Source organism: Luteimonas viscosa (assembly GCF_008244685.1).
Taxonomy (GTDB): Bacteria; Pseudomonadota; Gammaproteobacteria; order Xanthomonadales; family Xanthomonadaceae; genus Luteimonas; species Luteimonas viscosa.
Map to the genome: position 1 here is coordinate 1,656,762 of NZ_VTFT01000001.1, position 16,805 is coordinate 1,673,566.

The window sequence follows — 16,805 nt, forward strand, 5'->3', positions numbered from 1 at the left end:
TCTTCCAGGATGCACGCCATGACCCAGTTCAACATCCGCCTCGACCAGCGACTGGACGACCTCGCCACCTTCGAGCGCCGCCTGCAGGCGCAGGATCCCGCGGCCCTGGCCGATACCGATGCCAGCGACATCCTGCGCGTCTCCACCAGCCTGGGCGAGGACGAGATCGCCGCGAGCCTGCGCATGGCCGGCCACACGGGCGAGACGGTGCAGATCGAACGCCAGGCCTCGACCTGCTGCGGCGGCTGCGGAGGCTGATCGATTCGACCACGATGCGCTCGGGACGACGGCCCGGGCTCGACACGACGGCCCCACCCGCCTCCGGCACCATCCACCCGTGGAGGGCGCAATCCCGGAATCGCCGCCTTTCCCTTCTCCCGCGGGCGGGGGAAGGGAAAATCCCTATTCAGAAGATGTGATGGAGAGACAGCAAAGCGGGGGAGGAAACGCGGTTTACTCGACCGTGACCGCCTTGGCCAGGTTGCGCGGCTTGTCGACGTCGGTGCCGCGCGACAGGGCCGTGTGATAGGCCAGCAGCTGCACCGGGATGGTGTGCACGATCGGGCTGAGCACGCCGACGTGGCGCGGGGTGCGGATCACGTGCACGCCCTCGGACTCGTTGAAGTTGCTGTCGGCGTCGGTGAACACGAACAGCTCGCCGCCGCGCGCGCGCACTTCCTGCATGTTCGACTTCACCTTCTCCAGCAGGGTGTCGTTGGGCGCGATCACCACCACCGGCATCGCCGCGTCCACCAGCGCCAGCGGGCCGTGTTTGAGCTCGCCCGCAGGGTACGCCTCGGCGTGGATGTAGGAGATTTCCTTGAGCTTGAGCGCGCCCTCGAGCGCGATCGGGTAGTGCACGCCGCGGCCGAGGAACAGCGCGTGGGCGCGCGGCGCGAAGCGCTCGGCCCACAGCGCGATCTGCGGCTCGAGGTTGAGCGCGTGCTGGATGCTGCCGGGCAGGTGGCGCAGCGCCTCGACGTACTCGCCTTCCTTGTCCGCGTCGAGCCGGCCGTGCAGCTTGCCCAGGGTCGCGGCAAGCGCGAACAGGCCGACCAGCTGGGTGGTGAAGGCCTTGGTCGAGGCGACGCCGATCTCGGCACCCGCGCGGGTGTAGAACACCAGCCGGCTGGCGCGCGGGATCGCGCTCTCGGGCACGTTGCAGATCGACAGGGTCCTGTCGTGACCGAGTGATTTCGCGTACTTGAGCGCCTCCATCGTGTCGAGGGTTTCGCCCGACTGCGAGATGGTCACGATCAGCTGCTTCGGGTTCGCCACCGCCTTGCGGTAGCGGTACTCGCTGGCGATCTCGACGCTGCACGGCAGCCCGCTGATCGCCTCGATCCAGTAGCGCGCCACCGAGCCGGCGTAGAAGCTGGTGCCGCAGGCCAGGATCTGCACGCCCTCGACCCCGGCCAGCACCTCGCCTGCGTCCTTGCCGAACAGCGCCGGCTCGAACGCATTGGCGTCGATGATCGCCTCGAGCGTGTCGGCGATCGCGCGCGGCTGCTCGTGGATCTCCTTCTGCATGAAGTGGCGGTACGGGCCGAGCTCCAGCGACGCAAGCGAGACGTCCGACAGGTGCTCGTCGCGCTGCACCGGCGCATCGTCCGCGCCGAACACGCGTACGCCCTCGCGGCTGATCTCGGCGGTGTCGCCTTCCTCGAGGAAGATCACCCGGCGCGTGTACTGCACGATCGCCGAGACGTCGGAGGCGACGAAGTTCTCGCCCTCGCCCAGGCCGACCAGCAGCGGGCAGCCCATGCGCGCCACCACCATGCGGCCCGGCTCCTTGCGGCTGATCACCGCCAGCGCGTAGGCGCCGTGCAGCTCCTTGACCGTGTGCTGCAGGGCGCCGAGCAGGTCCTGGCCGCCCTTGAGGTAATGGTGGATCAGGTGCGCGATCACCTCGGTGTCGGTCTGCGATTCGAACGCGTAGCCGAGCTGCTGCAGCCGTTCGCGCTGCTGCTCGTGGTTCTCGATGATGCCGTTGTGCACCAGCGCCACGCCGTGGCTGATGTGCGGATGCGCGTTGGCTTCGGTGACGCCGCCGTGGGTGGCCCAGCGCGTATGGCCGATGCCGAGCGAGGCCCGCACGCCTTCGGCATGGGCCGCCGCCTCCATTTCCGATACGCGGCCGGTGCGGCGCACGCGGCGCACGTCGCTGCCGTCGACCAGGGCGATCCCGGCCGAGTCGTAGCCACGGTATTCCAGACGCTTCAGTCCGTCGATCAGGACCGGAACCACATCGCGATCCGCGATCGCGCCGACGATGCCGCACATGTATCCGCACCTCCCCGAATGTCCGCCAAGTGTACGGGAAAGGCCCGTCCGACCGGACAGCCGGAGTGTCCGCGCGGACACCCGGACAGACGCCTTTTCCTTTTCCGATCAACGACATCGCCGTTGGCACGGAGGTTGCGTGCAACCTTCCTGCCTCCCTCGACATCCATTGACCTTGCCCATGGACCAACCCGCCCGCATCCGCGACACCTCCGGCCAGGACCAGGTGCTGGCCCGGCCGTCCGGTCTGCGCCGGTTGCCGAAGGCCTGGCTGTTCGGCGCCGCCACGGTGGTGGTGCTCGGCCTGCTCGCGGCCTGGGTGATCGGGGGCTGGGCCTCGGGCTCGAGTTCGTTCGACGCTTCGCGCGTCCGCATCGCCGAGGTCACCCGCGGCGACTTGGTGCGCGACCTGTCCGCCGACGGCCGCGTGATCACCGCTAACAGCCCGACGCTGTACGCGATCGCCGGCGGCACGGTGACGCTGAAGGTGGTTGCCGGCGATGTCGTGAAGCAGGGCCAGGAACTGGCGGTCATCGACAGCCCGGAACTGCGCAGCAAGCTGGTGCAGGAGGAATCGACCCTGGCCAGCCTGCAGGGCGAGGCCAACCGGGCCGTGCTCGACGCCCAGCTCACCCGCTCGGACGCGCAGAAGCTGCTCGACCAGGCGCAGATCGACCACACCGCCGCGCAGCGCGACGTGGAACGCTACCAGCGCGCCTTCGAGGGCGGCGCGGTGTCGAAGAACGAGTACGACCGCGCGCTCGACGGCCTCAAGAAGGCCGACCTCGGCCTGGCCGCGGCGCGCAAGGATTTCTCGCTGCAGGGCGAGGGCGCGGGCATCGACGCGCGCAACAAGCGCCTGCTCGCCGAGCGCCAGCAGGCGGTGGTGGGCGAACTGCGGCGCCAGGTGGAGGCGCTGACGCTGCGCGCGCCGTTCGACGGCCAGGTCGGCCAGGTGCAGATCGCGCAGGGCACCAACGTCGCGGTCAACGCGCCGATCCTGAGCGTGGTCGACCTGAGCATGTTCGAGGTCGAGATCCGGGTACCGGAAAGCTTCGCCCGCGACCTGGCGATCGGCGTGCCGGCGCAGGTCACCAGCAGCGGCAACCGCTACGCGGCGCTGGTGTCGGCGGTCTCGCCCGAGGTGGTCAACGGCGAGGTCACCGCGCGTCTGCGCTTCGACGACGGCCAGCAGCCGCCCAACCTGCGCCAGAACCAGCGCTTGTCCTCGCGGATCGTGCTCGACACGCGCGAGGACGTGCTGATGGTCGAGCGCGGCCCGTTCCTGGAGCAGGACGGCGGGCGCTTCGCCTGGGTGGTCGACGGCAGCAGCGCCGTGCGCCGCCCGATCCAGGCCGGGGCCGCCAGCCTCAGCGCCGTGGAAATCGTATCGGGACTGGAGGCGGGCGATCGCATCGTCGTCTCCGGGACCGACCAGTTCCCCAACGCGGACCGCGTCCGCATCTCCGGACAATGACATGAACGCCTTCGCCCACTTCCCCGCCCGCCTGCACTGGACCGCGCAGCAGCTCGCCGATGCCGTCCCGCTGCGCCTCCACGAAGTGTTCGCCTTCGACGCCGCGCGCGACAACAGCGGCCGCTCCGCTGCCAACGGCGAGCGCAGGCGTGCACGCGCCGCCACCGCGTACGCGATGCGCTCGGCGTTGCCGCCGCGCTTCGGCGTGCACTGAGTCCCCCCACTTTTTCCATCCCGGTCCACCGGGGCGCGTCCGTCTCTCTCCGGACAACGCCCCGCGGCCTCACCGCCACGGCCGGGATGGCCCTTCTCCACCGCCGCGCCCGAAGGAACCCACCATGCTCGACATGCGCCAGGTCACCAAGGTCTACCGCACCGAACTCGTCGAAACCCATGCCCTGCGCTCGCTCGACCTGCAGGTGCGCGATGGCGAGTTCGTCGCCGTCACCGGCCCCTCGGGTTCGGGCAAGACCACCTTCCTCAACATCGCCGGCCTGCTCGAAACCTTCACCGGCGGCGAATACCACCTCGACGGCGTCGACGTGAAGGGACTGAGCGACAACCAGCGCTCGCGCCTGCGCAACGAAAAGATCGGCTTCATCTTCCAGAGCTTCAACCTGATCCCCGACCTCAACCTGTTCGACAACTGCGACGTGCCGCTGCGCTACCGCGGCATGCCCGGCAACGAACGCAAGCTTCGGATCGAGCAGGCGCTGTCGCAGGTCGGGCTGGGCTCGCGCATGAAGCACTACCCGGCGGAGCTCTCCGGCGGCCAGCAGCAGCGCGCGGCGATCGCGCGCGCGCTCGCGGGCAGTCCGCGATTGCTGCTGGCCGACGAACCCACCGGCAACCTCGACTCGCAGATGGCGCGCAGCGTGCTCGAGCTGCTGGAGGACATCAACTCGCGCGGCACCACCATCGTGATGGTCACCCACGACCCGGAACTCGCCGCGCGCGCGCAGCGCAACGTGCACATCGTCGACGGCATGGCGACCGACCTGTCGGTGGAGCCGAGCCTGGCGCGCGTCGCCCGCCGGGAAGCCGAGCCCGCAGGCGCCGCGTAGGGCGCACCCGTTCCGGCATTCGCGCCCGTCGACTGGCGACGGCACTGCAACCGACACCGGCGGGCCAGTCCCCGCCCTACGGAGCCAATCCATGTTCGGCTACTACCTCAACCTCGCGCTGCGAAGCTTCAGGCGCAACAAGGTGCTCACCGCGCTGATGGTGCTGGCGATCGCACTGGGCATCGGCGCGTGCATGACTACGCTGACCGTGTTCCGGGTGCTGTCGGGCGACCCGATGCCCGGCAAGAGCGGACAGCTGTTCTACGTCCAGCTCGATCCCGCCACCATGCAGGGCTACAACCCGGGCGAAGAGCCGAGCGAGCAGGTCACGCGCTACGACGCAGAAGCGCTCCTGCGCGAGAAGCGGGGGGACCGCCAGGCGATGATGACCGGCGGCGGGGTGTCGGTCACTCCCGGCGAAGCGGGCATCGCGCCGTTCCTGTCCGATTCGCGCTATACCAGCGCCGATTTCTTCCCCATGTTCGAAGTGCCCTTCCTGCAGGGCCGCGGGTGGACGGCGAAGGAGGACGAGGCGCACGCCCGCGTCGCGGTGATCTCCAAGGCGTTGAACGAACGGCTCTTCGGCGGCGGCAACAGCGTCGGCCGGACGCTGCGCCTGGACCAGGACGATTTCACCATCGTCGGCGTGATCGACGAATGGCGTCCGACGCCACGCTTCTACGACATGAACAGCGACCGCTACGGCGAGCTCGAGGAGGTGTTCCTGCCGTTCACCACTTCGCGCGACCTGAAGATGGGCCGCAGCGGCAGCATGGACTGTTGGGGCGACAGCGGCGGCGATGCCACCAGCGCCACCGCCCCCTGCGTCTGGATCCAGTACTGGGTGGAGCTGGGTTCCGCCGAGAAGCACAGCGCGTATCTCAACTACCTGACCAACTATTCCGACCAGCAGCGCGCGGCCGGGCGCTACGAGCGTCCGACAAACGTACGCCTTCGCAATGTCATGGAGTGGCTGGATTACAACCGGGTCGTGCCCAGCGACGTGGTGATGCAGTTGTGGCTCGGCTTCGGCTTCCTGCTGGTCTGCCTGCTCAACACCGTCGGCCTGTTGCTGGCGAAGTTCCTGCGCCGCAGCAGCGAGATCGGCGTGCGCCGCGCGCTCGGCGCATCGCGCATGGAGATCTTCAAGCAGTGCCTGGTCGAAGCCGGCACCGTCGGCCTGGCCGGCGGCATCCTCGGCCTCGGGCTGTCGCTGCTCGGGCTGTGGGCCGTACGGCAGCAGCCGTCGAGCTACGCCGAACTCGCGCACCTCGACGTCGGCATGCTGTTCACCACCTTCGCGCTCGCGATCGTCGCCAGCCTGTTCGCCGGCCTGCTGCCCGCCTGGCGCGCGATGCAGGTGACGCCCGCGCTGCAGCTCAAGTCGCAATAACACCGGAGAACGCCATGGAAATCCGCCCCATCCTCTCCACACTGCTGCGCCACAAGACCGCCGCGACGCTGATCGTGCTGGAGATCGCGCTGACCTGCGCCATCATCTGCAACGCGTTGTTCATGATCGGCGAACGCATCACCCAGGTGAACGAAGTCAGCGGCATCGCCGAAGACGAACTGGTCAGGGTGCAGCTCACCGCGATCGGCAACGACGACAACGCCGAGGCGCAGACGCGCTCCGACCTTGCGTCGCTGCGCGGCCTGCCCGGCGTCACCGCCGCGACCGTGCTCAACCAGGTACCGTTCGTGAACTCCTCGTGGAACAGCGGCGTGCGCCTGAGCCAGGAGCAGACCCAGTCGACGCTCAACGCCACCACCTACATGGCCGAGGACCAGTTCGTGGAAACGCTGGGGCTGAAGCTGGTGGCCGGACGCGATTTCGAGCCCGACGAGTACCTCGAGTTCGAGACGGTGAATGGCACCCCGGGATCGTTCAGCATCCCCGCCACCATCATCACTCGGGTGATGGCAGAGAAGCTGTTCCCCGGCGAAGACCCGATCGGCAAGACGTTCTACAGCTGGGGCGAAGAGCCCATCCGCGTGGTAGGCGTGGTCGAGCACCTGGTACGGCCGAGCATGCAGGGCGGGCCGGCCCAGCGCGAGTACACGATGGTGTTCCCGCTGCGACCGACCTACAACCTCGGCGGCAACTATGTGATCCGCACCTCGCCGGAACGACGCCAGGAGGTGCTGGAGGCCGCGGTCGACCTGCTGCGCAAGAACGGCCCGAACCGGATCATTCTCGACGAGAACACCAAGACCTTCGAGCAGTTGCGCAGCGAGTTCTACCAGCAGCCGCGGTCGATGGCCTGGCTGTTGGCCATCGTCTGCATCGGCCTGCTGCTGATCACCGCCTTGGGCATCGTCGGCCTCGCCAGCTTCTGGGTGCAGCAGCGCACCAAGCAGATCGGCGTGCGCCGGGCGCTGGGCGCGACCAAGGGACAGATCCTGCGCTATTTCCAGACCGAGAACTTCCTGCTCGCCACGATCGGCATCGTGCTCGGCATGTTGCTCGCATACGGCATCAACCAGTTGCTGATGGGCAAGTACGAACTGCCGCGGCTGCCGCTGTACTACCTGCCGATCGGCGCCCTGGCGTTGTGGCTGCTGGGACAGATCGCGGTGTTCGGGCCCGCGCGCCGCGCGGCCGCGGTGCCGCCGGCGATCGCGACCCGGAGCGTCTGATGGCGTGGCCGCGGACATCGCATGCGGCGTCTGTCCCGGGCGCCGGGGTGCGGATGTTCGCCAAGCCATTGCTTGGAGCCTTGCTGGCCCTCGTCGCCTGCCACGTGCAGGCCACGCAGGCACCCCCCCCGGAGGGCCTCGCCGAAGCGATCGCCGCCCGCGACGCCGCGGTGTTCGAGGCCTTCAATCGCTGCGCCGATCCGGCCCAGCTGGAAGCGCACGCCGGCCATTTCGATCCGCAGGTCGAGTTCTACCACGATACCGGCGGCGTCACCTGGACCCGGGACGAGATGCTGGCGAACACGCGCAGGCATGCCTGCGGAACCTACACCCGCGAACTCGTCCCGGGCAGCCTGCGGGTGTATCCGGTGCACGGATTCGGCGCGATCTCGCAGGGCACGCACCGCTTCTGCCGGGCCAATTCGGGGGCCTGCGAGGGCGTCGCGGACTTCACCATGGTCTGGCGCCATGCGGGCGGCGCGTGGCGCATCACCCGCGTGCTCAGCTACGGCCATCGTGCCGTCGCGGACTGATCGGCTTACGATACGCGCACACTCCATTCCCGCCGGCACGATGCCCACCGTCCTCGTCATCGACGACAACCCCTCCGTCGCCACCGCCCTGGACCTGCTGTTTTCGCTGCACGAGATCCAGGTGCTGCGCGCGGAGACGCCGGAAGCGGGCCTGGAGCTGCTGGAACGCGGTGGCATCGACCTGGTCATCCAGGACATGAACTTCCGCGCCGACACCACTTCCGGCGACGAGGGCGTTGCGCTGTTCCGCGAGATCCGGACGCAGCACCCGGACATGCCGGTGATCCTGCTCACGGCATGGACGAGGCTGGAATCGGCGGTCGACCTGGTCAAGGCCGGCGCTGCCGACTACGTGGGCAAACCCTGGGACGACCACAAGCTGCTGGCGTCGGTGAACAACCTGCTCGAACTGTCCGAGACCCGACGCGAGCTGGCCGCGCGCAGCGGAGGCGAGCGCCGCCGGCGCGAGGCGCTGGCGCGCCAGCACGACCTGCGCGGCCTGGTGTACGACGACGTCGCCAGCGAAACCGTGCTGGCGCTGGCGCTGCAGGTCGCGCGCTCGGAACTGCCGGTGCTGGTGACCGGGCCCAACGGCGCCGGCAAGGAAAAGTACGCCGAGATCATTCACCACAACTCGGCGGTGAAGTCGGGTCCGTTCGTGGCGGTGAACTGCGGCGCGCTGCCGAGCGAACTGATCGAGGCCGAGCTGTTCGGCGCCGAGCCGGGCGCCTACACCGGGTCCGGGAACAAGGCGCGCACCGGCAAGTTCGAGGCCGCCGACGGCGGCACCCTGTTCCTCGACGAGATCGGCACCCTGCCGCCGGCCGGGCAGGTCAAGCTGTTGCGCGTGCTGGAAACCGGGCGCTTCCAGCGCCTGGGCGGCAACCAGGAGCGCAGCGTGAAGGTGCGCGTGGTCAGCGCGACCAATGCCGACCTGCCGGCGATGATCGCCGACGCCCAGTTCCGCGAGGACCTGTACTACCGGCTCAACGGCATCGAGCTGCGCGTCCCGCCGCTGTCGCGGCGGCCACGCGACATCCTGCCGCTGGCACGCCATTTCCTGCCCGCCGGCAAGCAGTTCGGCGAAGGCGCCGAACGCGCGCTGCTGCGGCACGCCTGGCCCGGCAACGTGCGCGAGCTGCGAAACGCGGTGCAGCGCGCGGCACTGCTGTCGGGCGAGCGCATCGAGGCAGAGGCGCTGGGGCTGCAGGCGCTGGCATCGTCCCCGCACGCGCATGCCGGGGGCGACGAACCCGATCGCGCCGCGATCGAGGCCGCGCTGGCGCGCAGCGGCGGCGTGCTCGCGCAGGCGGCGGCCGACCTCGGCCTGTCGCGACAGGCGCTGTATCGCCGGCTCGACCGCTACAACATCCCGCGCGGCTGACAGCGACGCATCGATGCGCATCCTCCGCGTCCTGCCGCTGGCGATCCGCATGGTCGCCCTGGTGCTGTTCGGCGTCGCCGCGACCGCCGCATGCACCGCGCTGCTTGCCGGATGGCTGGCGCCGTGGCAGGCGGCCCTGGCGGCGGCCGCCATGGTCGGCGCCGCGATGGGGATCGCGGTCTGGCGCACGTTCGTGCCGTTGCGCGCGCTGTTCCGCGCGCTCGCAGGCACCGTCGCCGGCTACCGCGACGGCGATTTCAGCTTCGGCATCACCTGGGACCGCTACGGCGACCTGGTCGAACTGGTCGACGCCCACAACGAACTCGGCCAGGCCCTGCGCGACCAGCGCCTTTCGCTGGTGCAGCGCGAGCTGCTGCTCGACACCATGGTCCAGAACACGCCGGTGGCGATGCTGCTGCTCGACCCGTCCCGCCGGGTGGTGCTGGGCAACATCGCCGCGCGTCGCATGCTCGGAGATGGGCGACGACTGGAGGGCCACGCGCTCGACGAATTGCTCGACGCCGCGCCCGCCGCGGTGGGCGAGGCCTTCGCTCGCGGCGGCGACGGCATGTTCACCGTCGGCGACGAGGATCACGAGGACATCTACCACCTGGCCAGGCGCATGTTCCGGCTCAACGGCCGCCGGCACGAACTGGTGCTGCTGCGGCAGATGACCGCCGAACTGCGCCGCCAGGAAGTGCAGACCTGGAAGAAGGTGATCCGGGTGATCAGCCACGAGCTCAACAACTCGCTGGCGCCGATCGCCTCGCTGGCGCATTCAGGCGCCGAGCTGTTGCGCCGCGGTCAGTACGAAAAGCTGCCGATCGCACTGGCGACGATCGAGGAGCGTGCGCGCCACCTGGAAGGCTTCCTGCGCGACTACGCGCGCTTCGCCAAGCTGCCGTCGCCACGGACCGAGCCGATGCGTTTGCCGCAGTTCGTCGAGAAGCTGCGCACGCAGATGGACTTCGCGATCGATGGCACGGTCCCCGACGAGGTGGCGCGCTTCGACCCGGCGCAGCTGGAGCAGGCGCTGCTGAACCTGATCAAGAACGCGCACGAATCGGGCACCGCGCCCGGCACGGTCTCGCTCGCGGTGCGGCGCATCGCCGACGGCTGGCGCATCGACGTGCTCGACCGCGGCAGCGGCATGAACGAATCGGTGCTGGAGAACGCGCTGCTGCCGTTCTATTCGACCAAGCGCAGCGGCACCGGCCTGGGACTCGCGCTGGCGCGCGAGATCGCGGAAGCGCATGGCGGTCGCATCGCCCTGCTCAACCGCGATGGCGGCGGGCTGTGCGTATCGGTGGTGCTGCCGCGCCAGACCGACAACGGCTGAATATCCCGGACGGCGCAACACAGCCTTCGCGGGCGACGATCCTGCCCCCCACATGGGAAGCGAAGGCATCGCACTCCACGCGCGCCATTCACGGGCTTCGGAACGAGGCCGCGTCCTGGCGGCCGGAAACCGCTTTCCCTCGGTCAGGGCCTCCTGCCCTGACTCGGGCGCGTGCCATCCATGGCACGCTTGCCGCAGCTCCCGGCCGCCAGGACGCGGCTCATTGCGATCCCTCGCCAACCCCTTCGGCGGCGTACCCCACTGCCGCGAAGAGATTCGGGCTTCCCGAGCCGGGCAACGCGCCAGTCCCGTCGCCGCCTACCCCTTCTTCTGCGGCCGGGTCCAGCCCTCTATCGCGACCTGGCGCGCGCGCGCGAGGGTGAGCTTGCCTTCCGGTGCATCGTGGCTCACCACGGAGCCTGCGCCGATGGTCGCGCCAGCTCCCACCGTCACCGGCGCCACCAGCGCGGTGTTCGATCCGATGAAGGCGCCATCTTCGATCACGGTCTTCGATTTGTTCACGCCGTCGTAATTGCAGGTGATGGTGCCGGCGCCGACGTTCACCTTGGCGCCGATCCGGGCATCGCCGAGGTAGGTGAGGTGGTTGGCCTTGCTGCCCACCCCGAGGACCGCGTTCTTGGTCTCGACGAAATTTCCCACGTGCACGCCGTCGGCCAGCACCGTGCCGGGCCGCAGCCGCGCGAACGGGCCGATGGTCACCGCGCCTTCGGCACGCGCGCCGTCGAGGTCGCAGTGCGCACGCACCTCGGTTCCGGCGCCGAGGACCACGTCCTTCAGCCGCGTGAACGGCCCGATGCGCACGCCGTCGCCGAGTTCGACCCGGCCCTCGAGCACCACGTCCACGTCGATCTCGACGTCGCGCCCGACGATCACTTCGCCGCGGATGTCGATGCGCGCGGGATCGGCGACGCGCGCGCCCTGCAGGCACAAGGCCCGCGCCGCGCGCAGCTGGAACGCGCGCTCGAGCTGCGCCAGCTGCCACGGGTCGTTGGCACCCTCGGTTTCGCGCGGATCGTCCACGCGCACGATCTCGGCTGCGTTGAAGTCGGCCGCGGCCATGCCGGCCACGTCGGTCAGGTAGTACTCGCCCTGCGCATTGTCGTTCGACAGCCGCGACAGCCATTCCTTGAGGGCGGTCGCGTCGGCGACGATCACCCCGGTGTTGACGAGGCGCACCGCGCGCTGTTCGCGATTGGCGTCCTTTTCCTCGACCACCGCGGCGACGTGTCCCTCGGCATCGCGCAGCACGCGGCCGTAGCCGGTGGGATCATCGAGTTCGGCCACCAGCAGCGCCAGCCGGCCCTCGGCCGCGAGCAGCCGGCGCAGCGTCTGCGCGGTGAACAGCGGCGCGTCGCCGTACATCACCAGCACGCGTGCATCGTCGGGTACGTCCGGCATCGCCTGGCGCACCGCATGGCCGGTGCCGAGCTGTTGCGCCTGTTCGGCCCACTGCAGATCGTCCTGCGCGGCGAATGCCTCGCGCACCTGGTCGCCACCGTGGCCATGGACCACGTGGATGCCGGCCGGCTGCAGTTCGCGGGCGGTCGCGATCACGTGTGCCAGCATCGGCCGCCCGGCGACCTTCTGCAGCACCTTGGGCAGCGACGATTTCATGCGCTTGCCCTCGCCGGCGGCGAGGATGACGACGTGCAGGGGGGTGTTCATGGCGCTTCCATCGGGACCAGAACGTGATTCTAGGGCGGCCGGGCAGCGATGTCCGGTCTCGGGGCAGACTTGCCTTGCGTGGACTTGCCGGATGCGGCCTCCGGCCTTATCCGGGCTACGCTGGTCCGGGCCGTGGCGCGGGCAAGCCCAGCGCAGACCCCGGCCGCCGCGCGCGCTTGGGAATGTTCTATTCACTTCGCGGCGGTTAGGCTTGCCGCCGATGAGCTTCCTGCCCGCCCTCCGAAACCCGCTCCCGGAGCGCGGCCCATGAGCCTGCGCCGCCAAGGTAGTCACTTCCTCGCGATCGGCGTGCTCCAGTACCTGGTGGACTGGGCCGTCACGGTCTGGCTGTCCCACATGGGCATGGCGATCGAGGCGGCCAATGTCACCGGGCGCATCTGCGGGGCGCTGCTGGGGTACTGGCTCAACGGCCGGTTCACCTTCGCCGGCGAGGACACCGCGATGGGCCGCGTGCAGTTCCAGCGCTTCGCGCTGCTGTGGCTGGGCACGACCGCGGTCAGCACGCTGGCGATGAGCGCGATCGACGACATGCTCGGCCTGAAGTCGGCGTGGCTGGCGAAGCCGGTGGTCGACGCCGGACTGGCGTTGGTCGGCTTCGTGCTGTCGCGGCACTGGATCTACAAGCGCTGAGCCGGGCCTCGGGGCCGCGCCGGCCCGGACGCCCTGGTTGCGCGTCGGCGGACCAGCGATGCCGCCACGGCAAACCGGCCCATCGACGATGGTTGCGCCGTATCCTGCCGGATTTTGCCGTAGCTGTGAGGCCTTCCTGGGGCGGCCGGTCAAGGCGCCACGGTGTTGGCCCTGCGCAGCCGCGGCAGCACCCGCTCCAATGGCAGGGCCGGTACGGCACCCCGATGCCCGCGCTTGCCCGTGGCCCGGAACAGGGAATTGACGATCGCCTCTTCCGTGGCCTCGGCCACGGCTTCGAACAGCGGCGTCATCGCCTCGTTGGGCAGGACCTGCTGCGCGTGGCGTCGCGCGCCCAGCGCGCGGCGCACCTGGGTGGCGGTCGAAAACGCGATCACGTAGTCGCCCGAGCCGTTGCTCATCGACGAGCCGGTCCGCCCGACGCCGAGCAGCGCGCGCGCCGCCAGCCGGCGCAGCAGGCGGTCGTCCAGCGGCGCGTCGGTGGCGACCACGATCATGATGCTGCCGTCGCCGGTCGCGGGCGGCACTGCGTTCGCGCCGCGCGATGCGGAGCGTGCCGGGCGGACATCGTCGAGCGCCACGCCGCCGATCGTGAGCCGGCCACCGTAGTTGCTCTGGACCAGCACGCCCACGGTGTGGCCGCCTTGCGCATCGTCGAGCCGGCGGGAGCTCGTGCCGATGCCGCCCTTCCAGCCGAAGGCCACGGTGCCGGTGCCGGCGCCGATTGCGCCCTCGTCGACGTTGTCCGTCGCGGCAGTCTCCAGCGCCTGGACGACGTGCTCCGCGCGCAGGGGGCGGGCACGGATGTCGTTGAGATAGCCATCGTTGGTCTCGCCGACCACGGGGTTGAGCGATCGCACGTCCTCCATCCCCGGCCGCGCCAGCTGCCACCCGACCAGGGCGTCGGCCGCGCGCCAGACGCCGAGCGTCCCGGTCAGCAGGATCGGGGTTTCCAGTTCGCCCAGTTCGGCGACCTGGCTGATGCCGAGCAGCTTGCCGTAACCGTTGCCGATCACGATCGCCGCGGGCACGCGCTCGCGATAGAGGTGACCGGGGTGCGGCAGGATCGCGGTCACGCCGGTGCGGATGGCCTCGCCCTCGACCACGGTGGCATGCCCCACCGCCACACCGGGAACGTCGACGATCGCGTTGCGCGGGCCGGTCGGCAGCACGCCGATGACCACGCCGGCCTCGCGCGCGCGCGGCCGCTCGAGGCTCGTGTCAGGGAGTTCCATTGCCTGCGCTGGGCCGCACGCCACGGCAACCAGTAGCCAGACACTTCTCCAGTTCGCCATCGCTCGTTCCCGGGATCGACAGGGCGTCCATTGTGTCGCAATCCTCGCAGGCGGTGACTTTCGGGCAATCGCGATCATGCTGCGTCTGCCGCAGACAGCAGCGCGGAGCCCGTCGTCCGCGCGAAGGCGGCGACGAGCACCTACCGTCGCTGCAGGCGTGATCCCCGTGATTCCCGCCTTCGCAGGAATCACGGCGTGGTCGCGGGAGTGGCGGCGTCGGCTGTGGGAATGACTGCGAAACCCAGCCATCACGCCGCGGTTTGCAGTGACTGCCGGCGCCGGAAAGCAGGACGCCGGCGCATGGCCGGCGTCCCGATTCCCGCATGAACAGCAGCGGCCGTCAGTGCTTGAGGTTCTTGCGCAGGCGCTCGAGCGCCGACAGCTGGGCCATCACCTCGGCCATCTTCTGCTGCGCCTCGGCGATGTCCATCGCCTCGCCGCGGCCGGCCAGCACGCGCTCGGCTTCTTCCTTGGCCGCGCGGACCGATGCCTCGTCGATGTCGTCGGCGCGGATCGCGGTGTCGGCCAGGATCGTCACCACCTGCGGCTGCACCTCGAGGATGCCGCCACCGATGGCGAAGTCGAGCACGCTGCCGTCGGCCTGGGTCACCACGACCTTGCCGGGCTTCAGGCGCGTGATCAGCGGCGCGTGGCGCGGCGCGATGCCGAGCTCGCCCATCTCGCCGGTGGCCACGACCAGGGTCGCTTCTCCCTGGAAGATCTCGGCCTCGGCGCTGACGATGTCGCAACGGATGGTGGTCATGGCTTTTCCTCGCTACGCTCGGAGGGGATTCGGGATTCGGGAGTCGGGATTGGGAAAAAGGCATGTGCCTTCTCTACCCTCCTCGACCCCGAACCGGTGCCCGCTCTCTCTAATCCCTAATCCCGAATTCCGAATCCCGAGAAGATTTCCGCCCTCGCGGAAATCTTCTTATGCGGCAATCTTCTTCGCCTTCTCGACCGCCTCGTCGATGGTGCCGACCATGTAGAACGCCTGCTCGGGCAGGTGGTCGAATTCGCCGTCGACGATACCCTTGAAGCCGCGGATCGTCTCCTTCAGCGAGACGTACTTGCCCGGCGAGCCGGTGAACACCTCGGCCACGTGGAACGGCTGCGAGAAGAAGCGCTCGATCTTGCGCGCGCGGGCCACGGCCAGCTTGTCCTCTTCGCTCAGCTCGTCCATGCCCAGGATCGCGATGATGTCCTTGAGCTCCTTGTACTTCTGCAGCGTCGCCTGCACCCGGCGCGCGGTGTCGTAGTGCTCGTGGCCGATCACGTTCGGGTCGAGCTGGCGCGAGGTGGAGTCGAGCGGATCGACCGCCGGGTAGATACCCAGCGACGCGATGTTGCGGCTCAGCACGACGGTGGCGTCGAGGTGGGCGAAGGTGGTCGCCGGCGACGGGTCGGTCAGGTCGTCCGCAGGCACGTACACGGCCTGGATCGAGGTGATCGAACCGGTCTTGGTCGAGGTGATGCGCTCCTGCAGCACGCCCATTTCCTCGGCGAGCGTGGGCTGGTAGCCCACTGCCGACGGCATGCGGCCCAGCAGCGCCGACACTTCGGTACCTGCCAGCGTGTAGCGGTAGATGTTGTCGACGAACAGCAGCACGTCGCGGCCTTCGTCGCGGAAGTACTCGGCCATGGTCAGGCCGGTCAGCGCGACACGCAGGCGGTTGCCCGGCGGCTCGTTCATCTGGCCGTAGACCATCGCCACCTTGGACTTGGCGTGGTCCTGGATGTTGACGACGCCCGACTCCTGCATCTCGTGGTAGAAGTCGTTGCCCTCGCGGGTACGCTCGCCGACGCCGGCGAACACCGACAGGCCCGAGTGCTCGGTCGCGATGTTGTTGATCAGCTCCATCATGTTGACCGTCTTGCCCACGCCGGCGCCGCCGAACAGGCCGACCTTGCCGCCCTTGGCGAACGGGCACATCAGGTCGATGACCTTGATGCCGGTCTCCAGCAGTTCGGTGGTCGAGGACTGGTCCTCGTACGACGGCGCCGCGCGGTGGATTTCCCACGACACGTCGGACTTGACCGGGCCGGCCTCGTCGATCGGGCGGCCCAGCACGTCCATGATCCGTCCCAGCGTGCCCAGGCCCACCGGCACCGAGATCGCGCGGCCGGTGTTGTCGGCGACCAGGTTGCGCTTGAGGCCGTCGGTGGAGCCGAGCGCGATCGTGCGCACCACGCCGTCGCCGAGCTGCTGCTGCACCTCGAGGGTGATCTCGGTGTTCTGCACCTTCAGTGCGTCGTACACCTTCGGCACTTCGCCGCGCGCGAACTCCACGTCGACGACCGCGCCGATGATCTGAACGATCTTGCCCTGACTCATTTTGATGCTCCGGTTAACTTTGTTCTGTCCGGACGGCATCTGCCATCCGGTTGGGTTTTCGTGATTGGTGATTCGTCATTCGTGATTCTGGAAAGCGCGC

The 16,805-nt window shown here is 69.2% G+C and carries 15 protein-coding genes; 10 read left to right on the top strand and 5 right to left on the bottom strand.

Translation table 11 applies throughout. The features are described from left to right. Window positions 1-18: 18 nt before the first annotated feature. Window positions 19-258, top strand: coding sequence for a hypothetical protein (locus FZO89_RS07360; protein WP_149102640.1), 240 nt, complete (start codon window positions 19-21; stop codon window positions 256-258). A gap of 195 nt (window positions 259-453) precedes the next feature. Here FZO89_RS07360 and glmS read toward each other — a convergent pair whose 3' ends face one another. After that, entirely contained in the window at window positions 454-2,283 is a 1,830-nt protein-coding gene (glmS, locus tag FZO89_RS07365; protein ID WP_149102641.1) for a glutamine--fructose-6-phosphate transaminase (isomerizing), read from the bottom strand. A gap of 181 nt (window positions 2,284-2,464) precedes the next feature. Between glmS and FZO89_RS07370 the strand changes: the two genes are divergently transcribed. From FZO89_RS07370 to FZO89_RS07405, 8 genes are all read left to right on the top strand, one after another. Further along, on the top strand, window positions 2,465-3,760 hold the full coding sequence (locus FZO89_RS07370; protein WP_149102642.1) for an efflux RND transporter periplasmic adaptor subunit: 1,296 nt from the start codon (window positions 2,465-2,467) through the stop codon (window positions 3,758-3,760). A 1-nt stretch (window position 3,761) separates the two neighbouring features. Next, complete coding sequence (locus FZO89_RS07375; protein WP_149102643.1) at window positions 3,762-3,974, top strand: hypothetical protein; 213 nt, start codon at window positions 3,762-3,764, stop codon at window positions 3,972-3,974. A 124-nt stretch (window positions 3,975-4,098) separates the two neighbouring features. After that, window positions 4,099-4,824, top strand: a complete 726-nt coding sequence (locus FZO89_RS07380; protein WP_149102644.1) for an ABC transporter ATP-binding protein — start codon at window positions 4,099-4,101, stop codon at window positions 4,822-4,824. 91 nt (window positions 4,825-4,915) lie between these two features. Continuing rightward, complete coding sequence (locus tag FZO89_RS07385; RefSeq protein ID WP_149102645.1) at window positions 4,916-6,217, top strand: ABC transporter permease; 1,302 nt, start codon at window positions 4,916-4,918, stop codon at window positions 6,215-6,217. Between the two features lie 14 nt (window positions 6,218-6,231). Further along, a complete protein-coding gene (locus FZO89_RS07390; RefSeq protein ID WP_149102646.1) occupies window positions 6,232-7,464 on the top strand; it encodes an ABC transporter permease in 1,233 nt (410 codons plus the stop codon). A gap of 53 nt (window positions 7,465-7,517) precedes the next feature. After that, window positions 7,518-7,997, top strand: coding sequence for a nuclear transport factor 2 family protein (locus tag FZO89_RS07395; protein WP_149102647.1), 480 nt, complete (start codon window positions 7,518-7,520; stop codon window positions 7,995-7,997). Window positions 7,998-8,037: 40 nt separating this feature from the next. Beyond that, a complete protein-coding gene (locus FZO89_RS07400) occupies window positions 8,038-9,381 on the top strand; it encodes a sigma-54-dependent transcriptional regulator (protein WP_149102648.1) in 1,344 nt (447 codons plus the stop codon). 13 nt (window positions 9,382-9,394) lie between these two features. Next, entirely contained in the window at window positions 9,395-10,720 is a 1,326-nt protein-coding gene (locus FZO89_RS07405; protein ID WP_425480426.1) for a sensor histidine kinase, read from the top strand. Window positions 10,721-11,038: 318 nt separating this feature from the next. Here FZO89_RS07405 and glmU read toward each other — a convergent pair whose 3' ends face one another. Next, window positions 11,039-12,406, bottom strand: a complete 1,368-nt coding sequence (gene glmU, locus FZO89_RS07410; RefSeq protein ID WP_149102649.1) for a bifunctional UDP-N-acetylglucosamine diphosphorylase/glucosamine-1-phosphate N-acetyltransferase GlmU — start codon at window positions 12,404-12,406, stop codon at window positions 11,039-11,041. 267 nt (window positions 12,407-12,673) lie between these two features. Here glmU and FZO89_RS07415 point away from each other — a divergent pair, with 267 nt between their 5' ends. Next, window positions 12,674-13,057, top strand: coding sequence for a GtrA family protein (locus FZO89_RS07415; protein WP_149102650.1), 384 nt, complete (start codon window positions 12,674-12,676; stop codon window positions 13,055-13,057). A 149-nt stretch (window positions 13,058-13,206) separates the two neighbouring features. Here the strand turns inward: FZO89_RS07415 and FZO89_RS07420 are convergent, their stop codons facing one another. From FZO89_RS07420 to atpD, 3 genes are all read right to left on the bottom strand, one after another. After that, window positions 13,207-14,310, bottom strand: a complete 1,104-nt coding sequence (locus FZO89_RS07420) for a P1 family peptidase (protein ID WP_222928099.1) — start codon at window positions 14,308-14,310, stop codon at window positions 13,207-13,209. A gap of 400 nt (window positions 14,311-14,710) precedes the next feature. Next, on the bottom strand, window positions 14,711-15,133 hold the full coding sequence (locus tag FZO89_RS07425; RefSeq protein WP_149102652.1) for a F0F1 ATP synthase subunit epsilon: 423 nt from the start codon (window positions 15,131-15,133) through the stop codon (window positions 14,711-14,713). Between the two features lie 168 nt (window positions 15,134-15,301). Then, a complete protein-coding gene (atpD, locus tag FZO89_RS07430) occupies window positions 15,302-16,705 on the bottom strand; it encodes a F0F1 ATP synthase subunit beta (RefSeq protein ID WP_149102653.1) in 1,404 nt (467 codons plus the stop codon). Window positions 16,706-16,805: the final 100 nt, after the last annotated feature.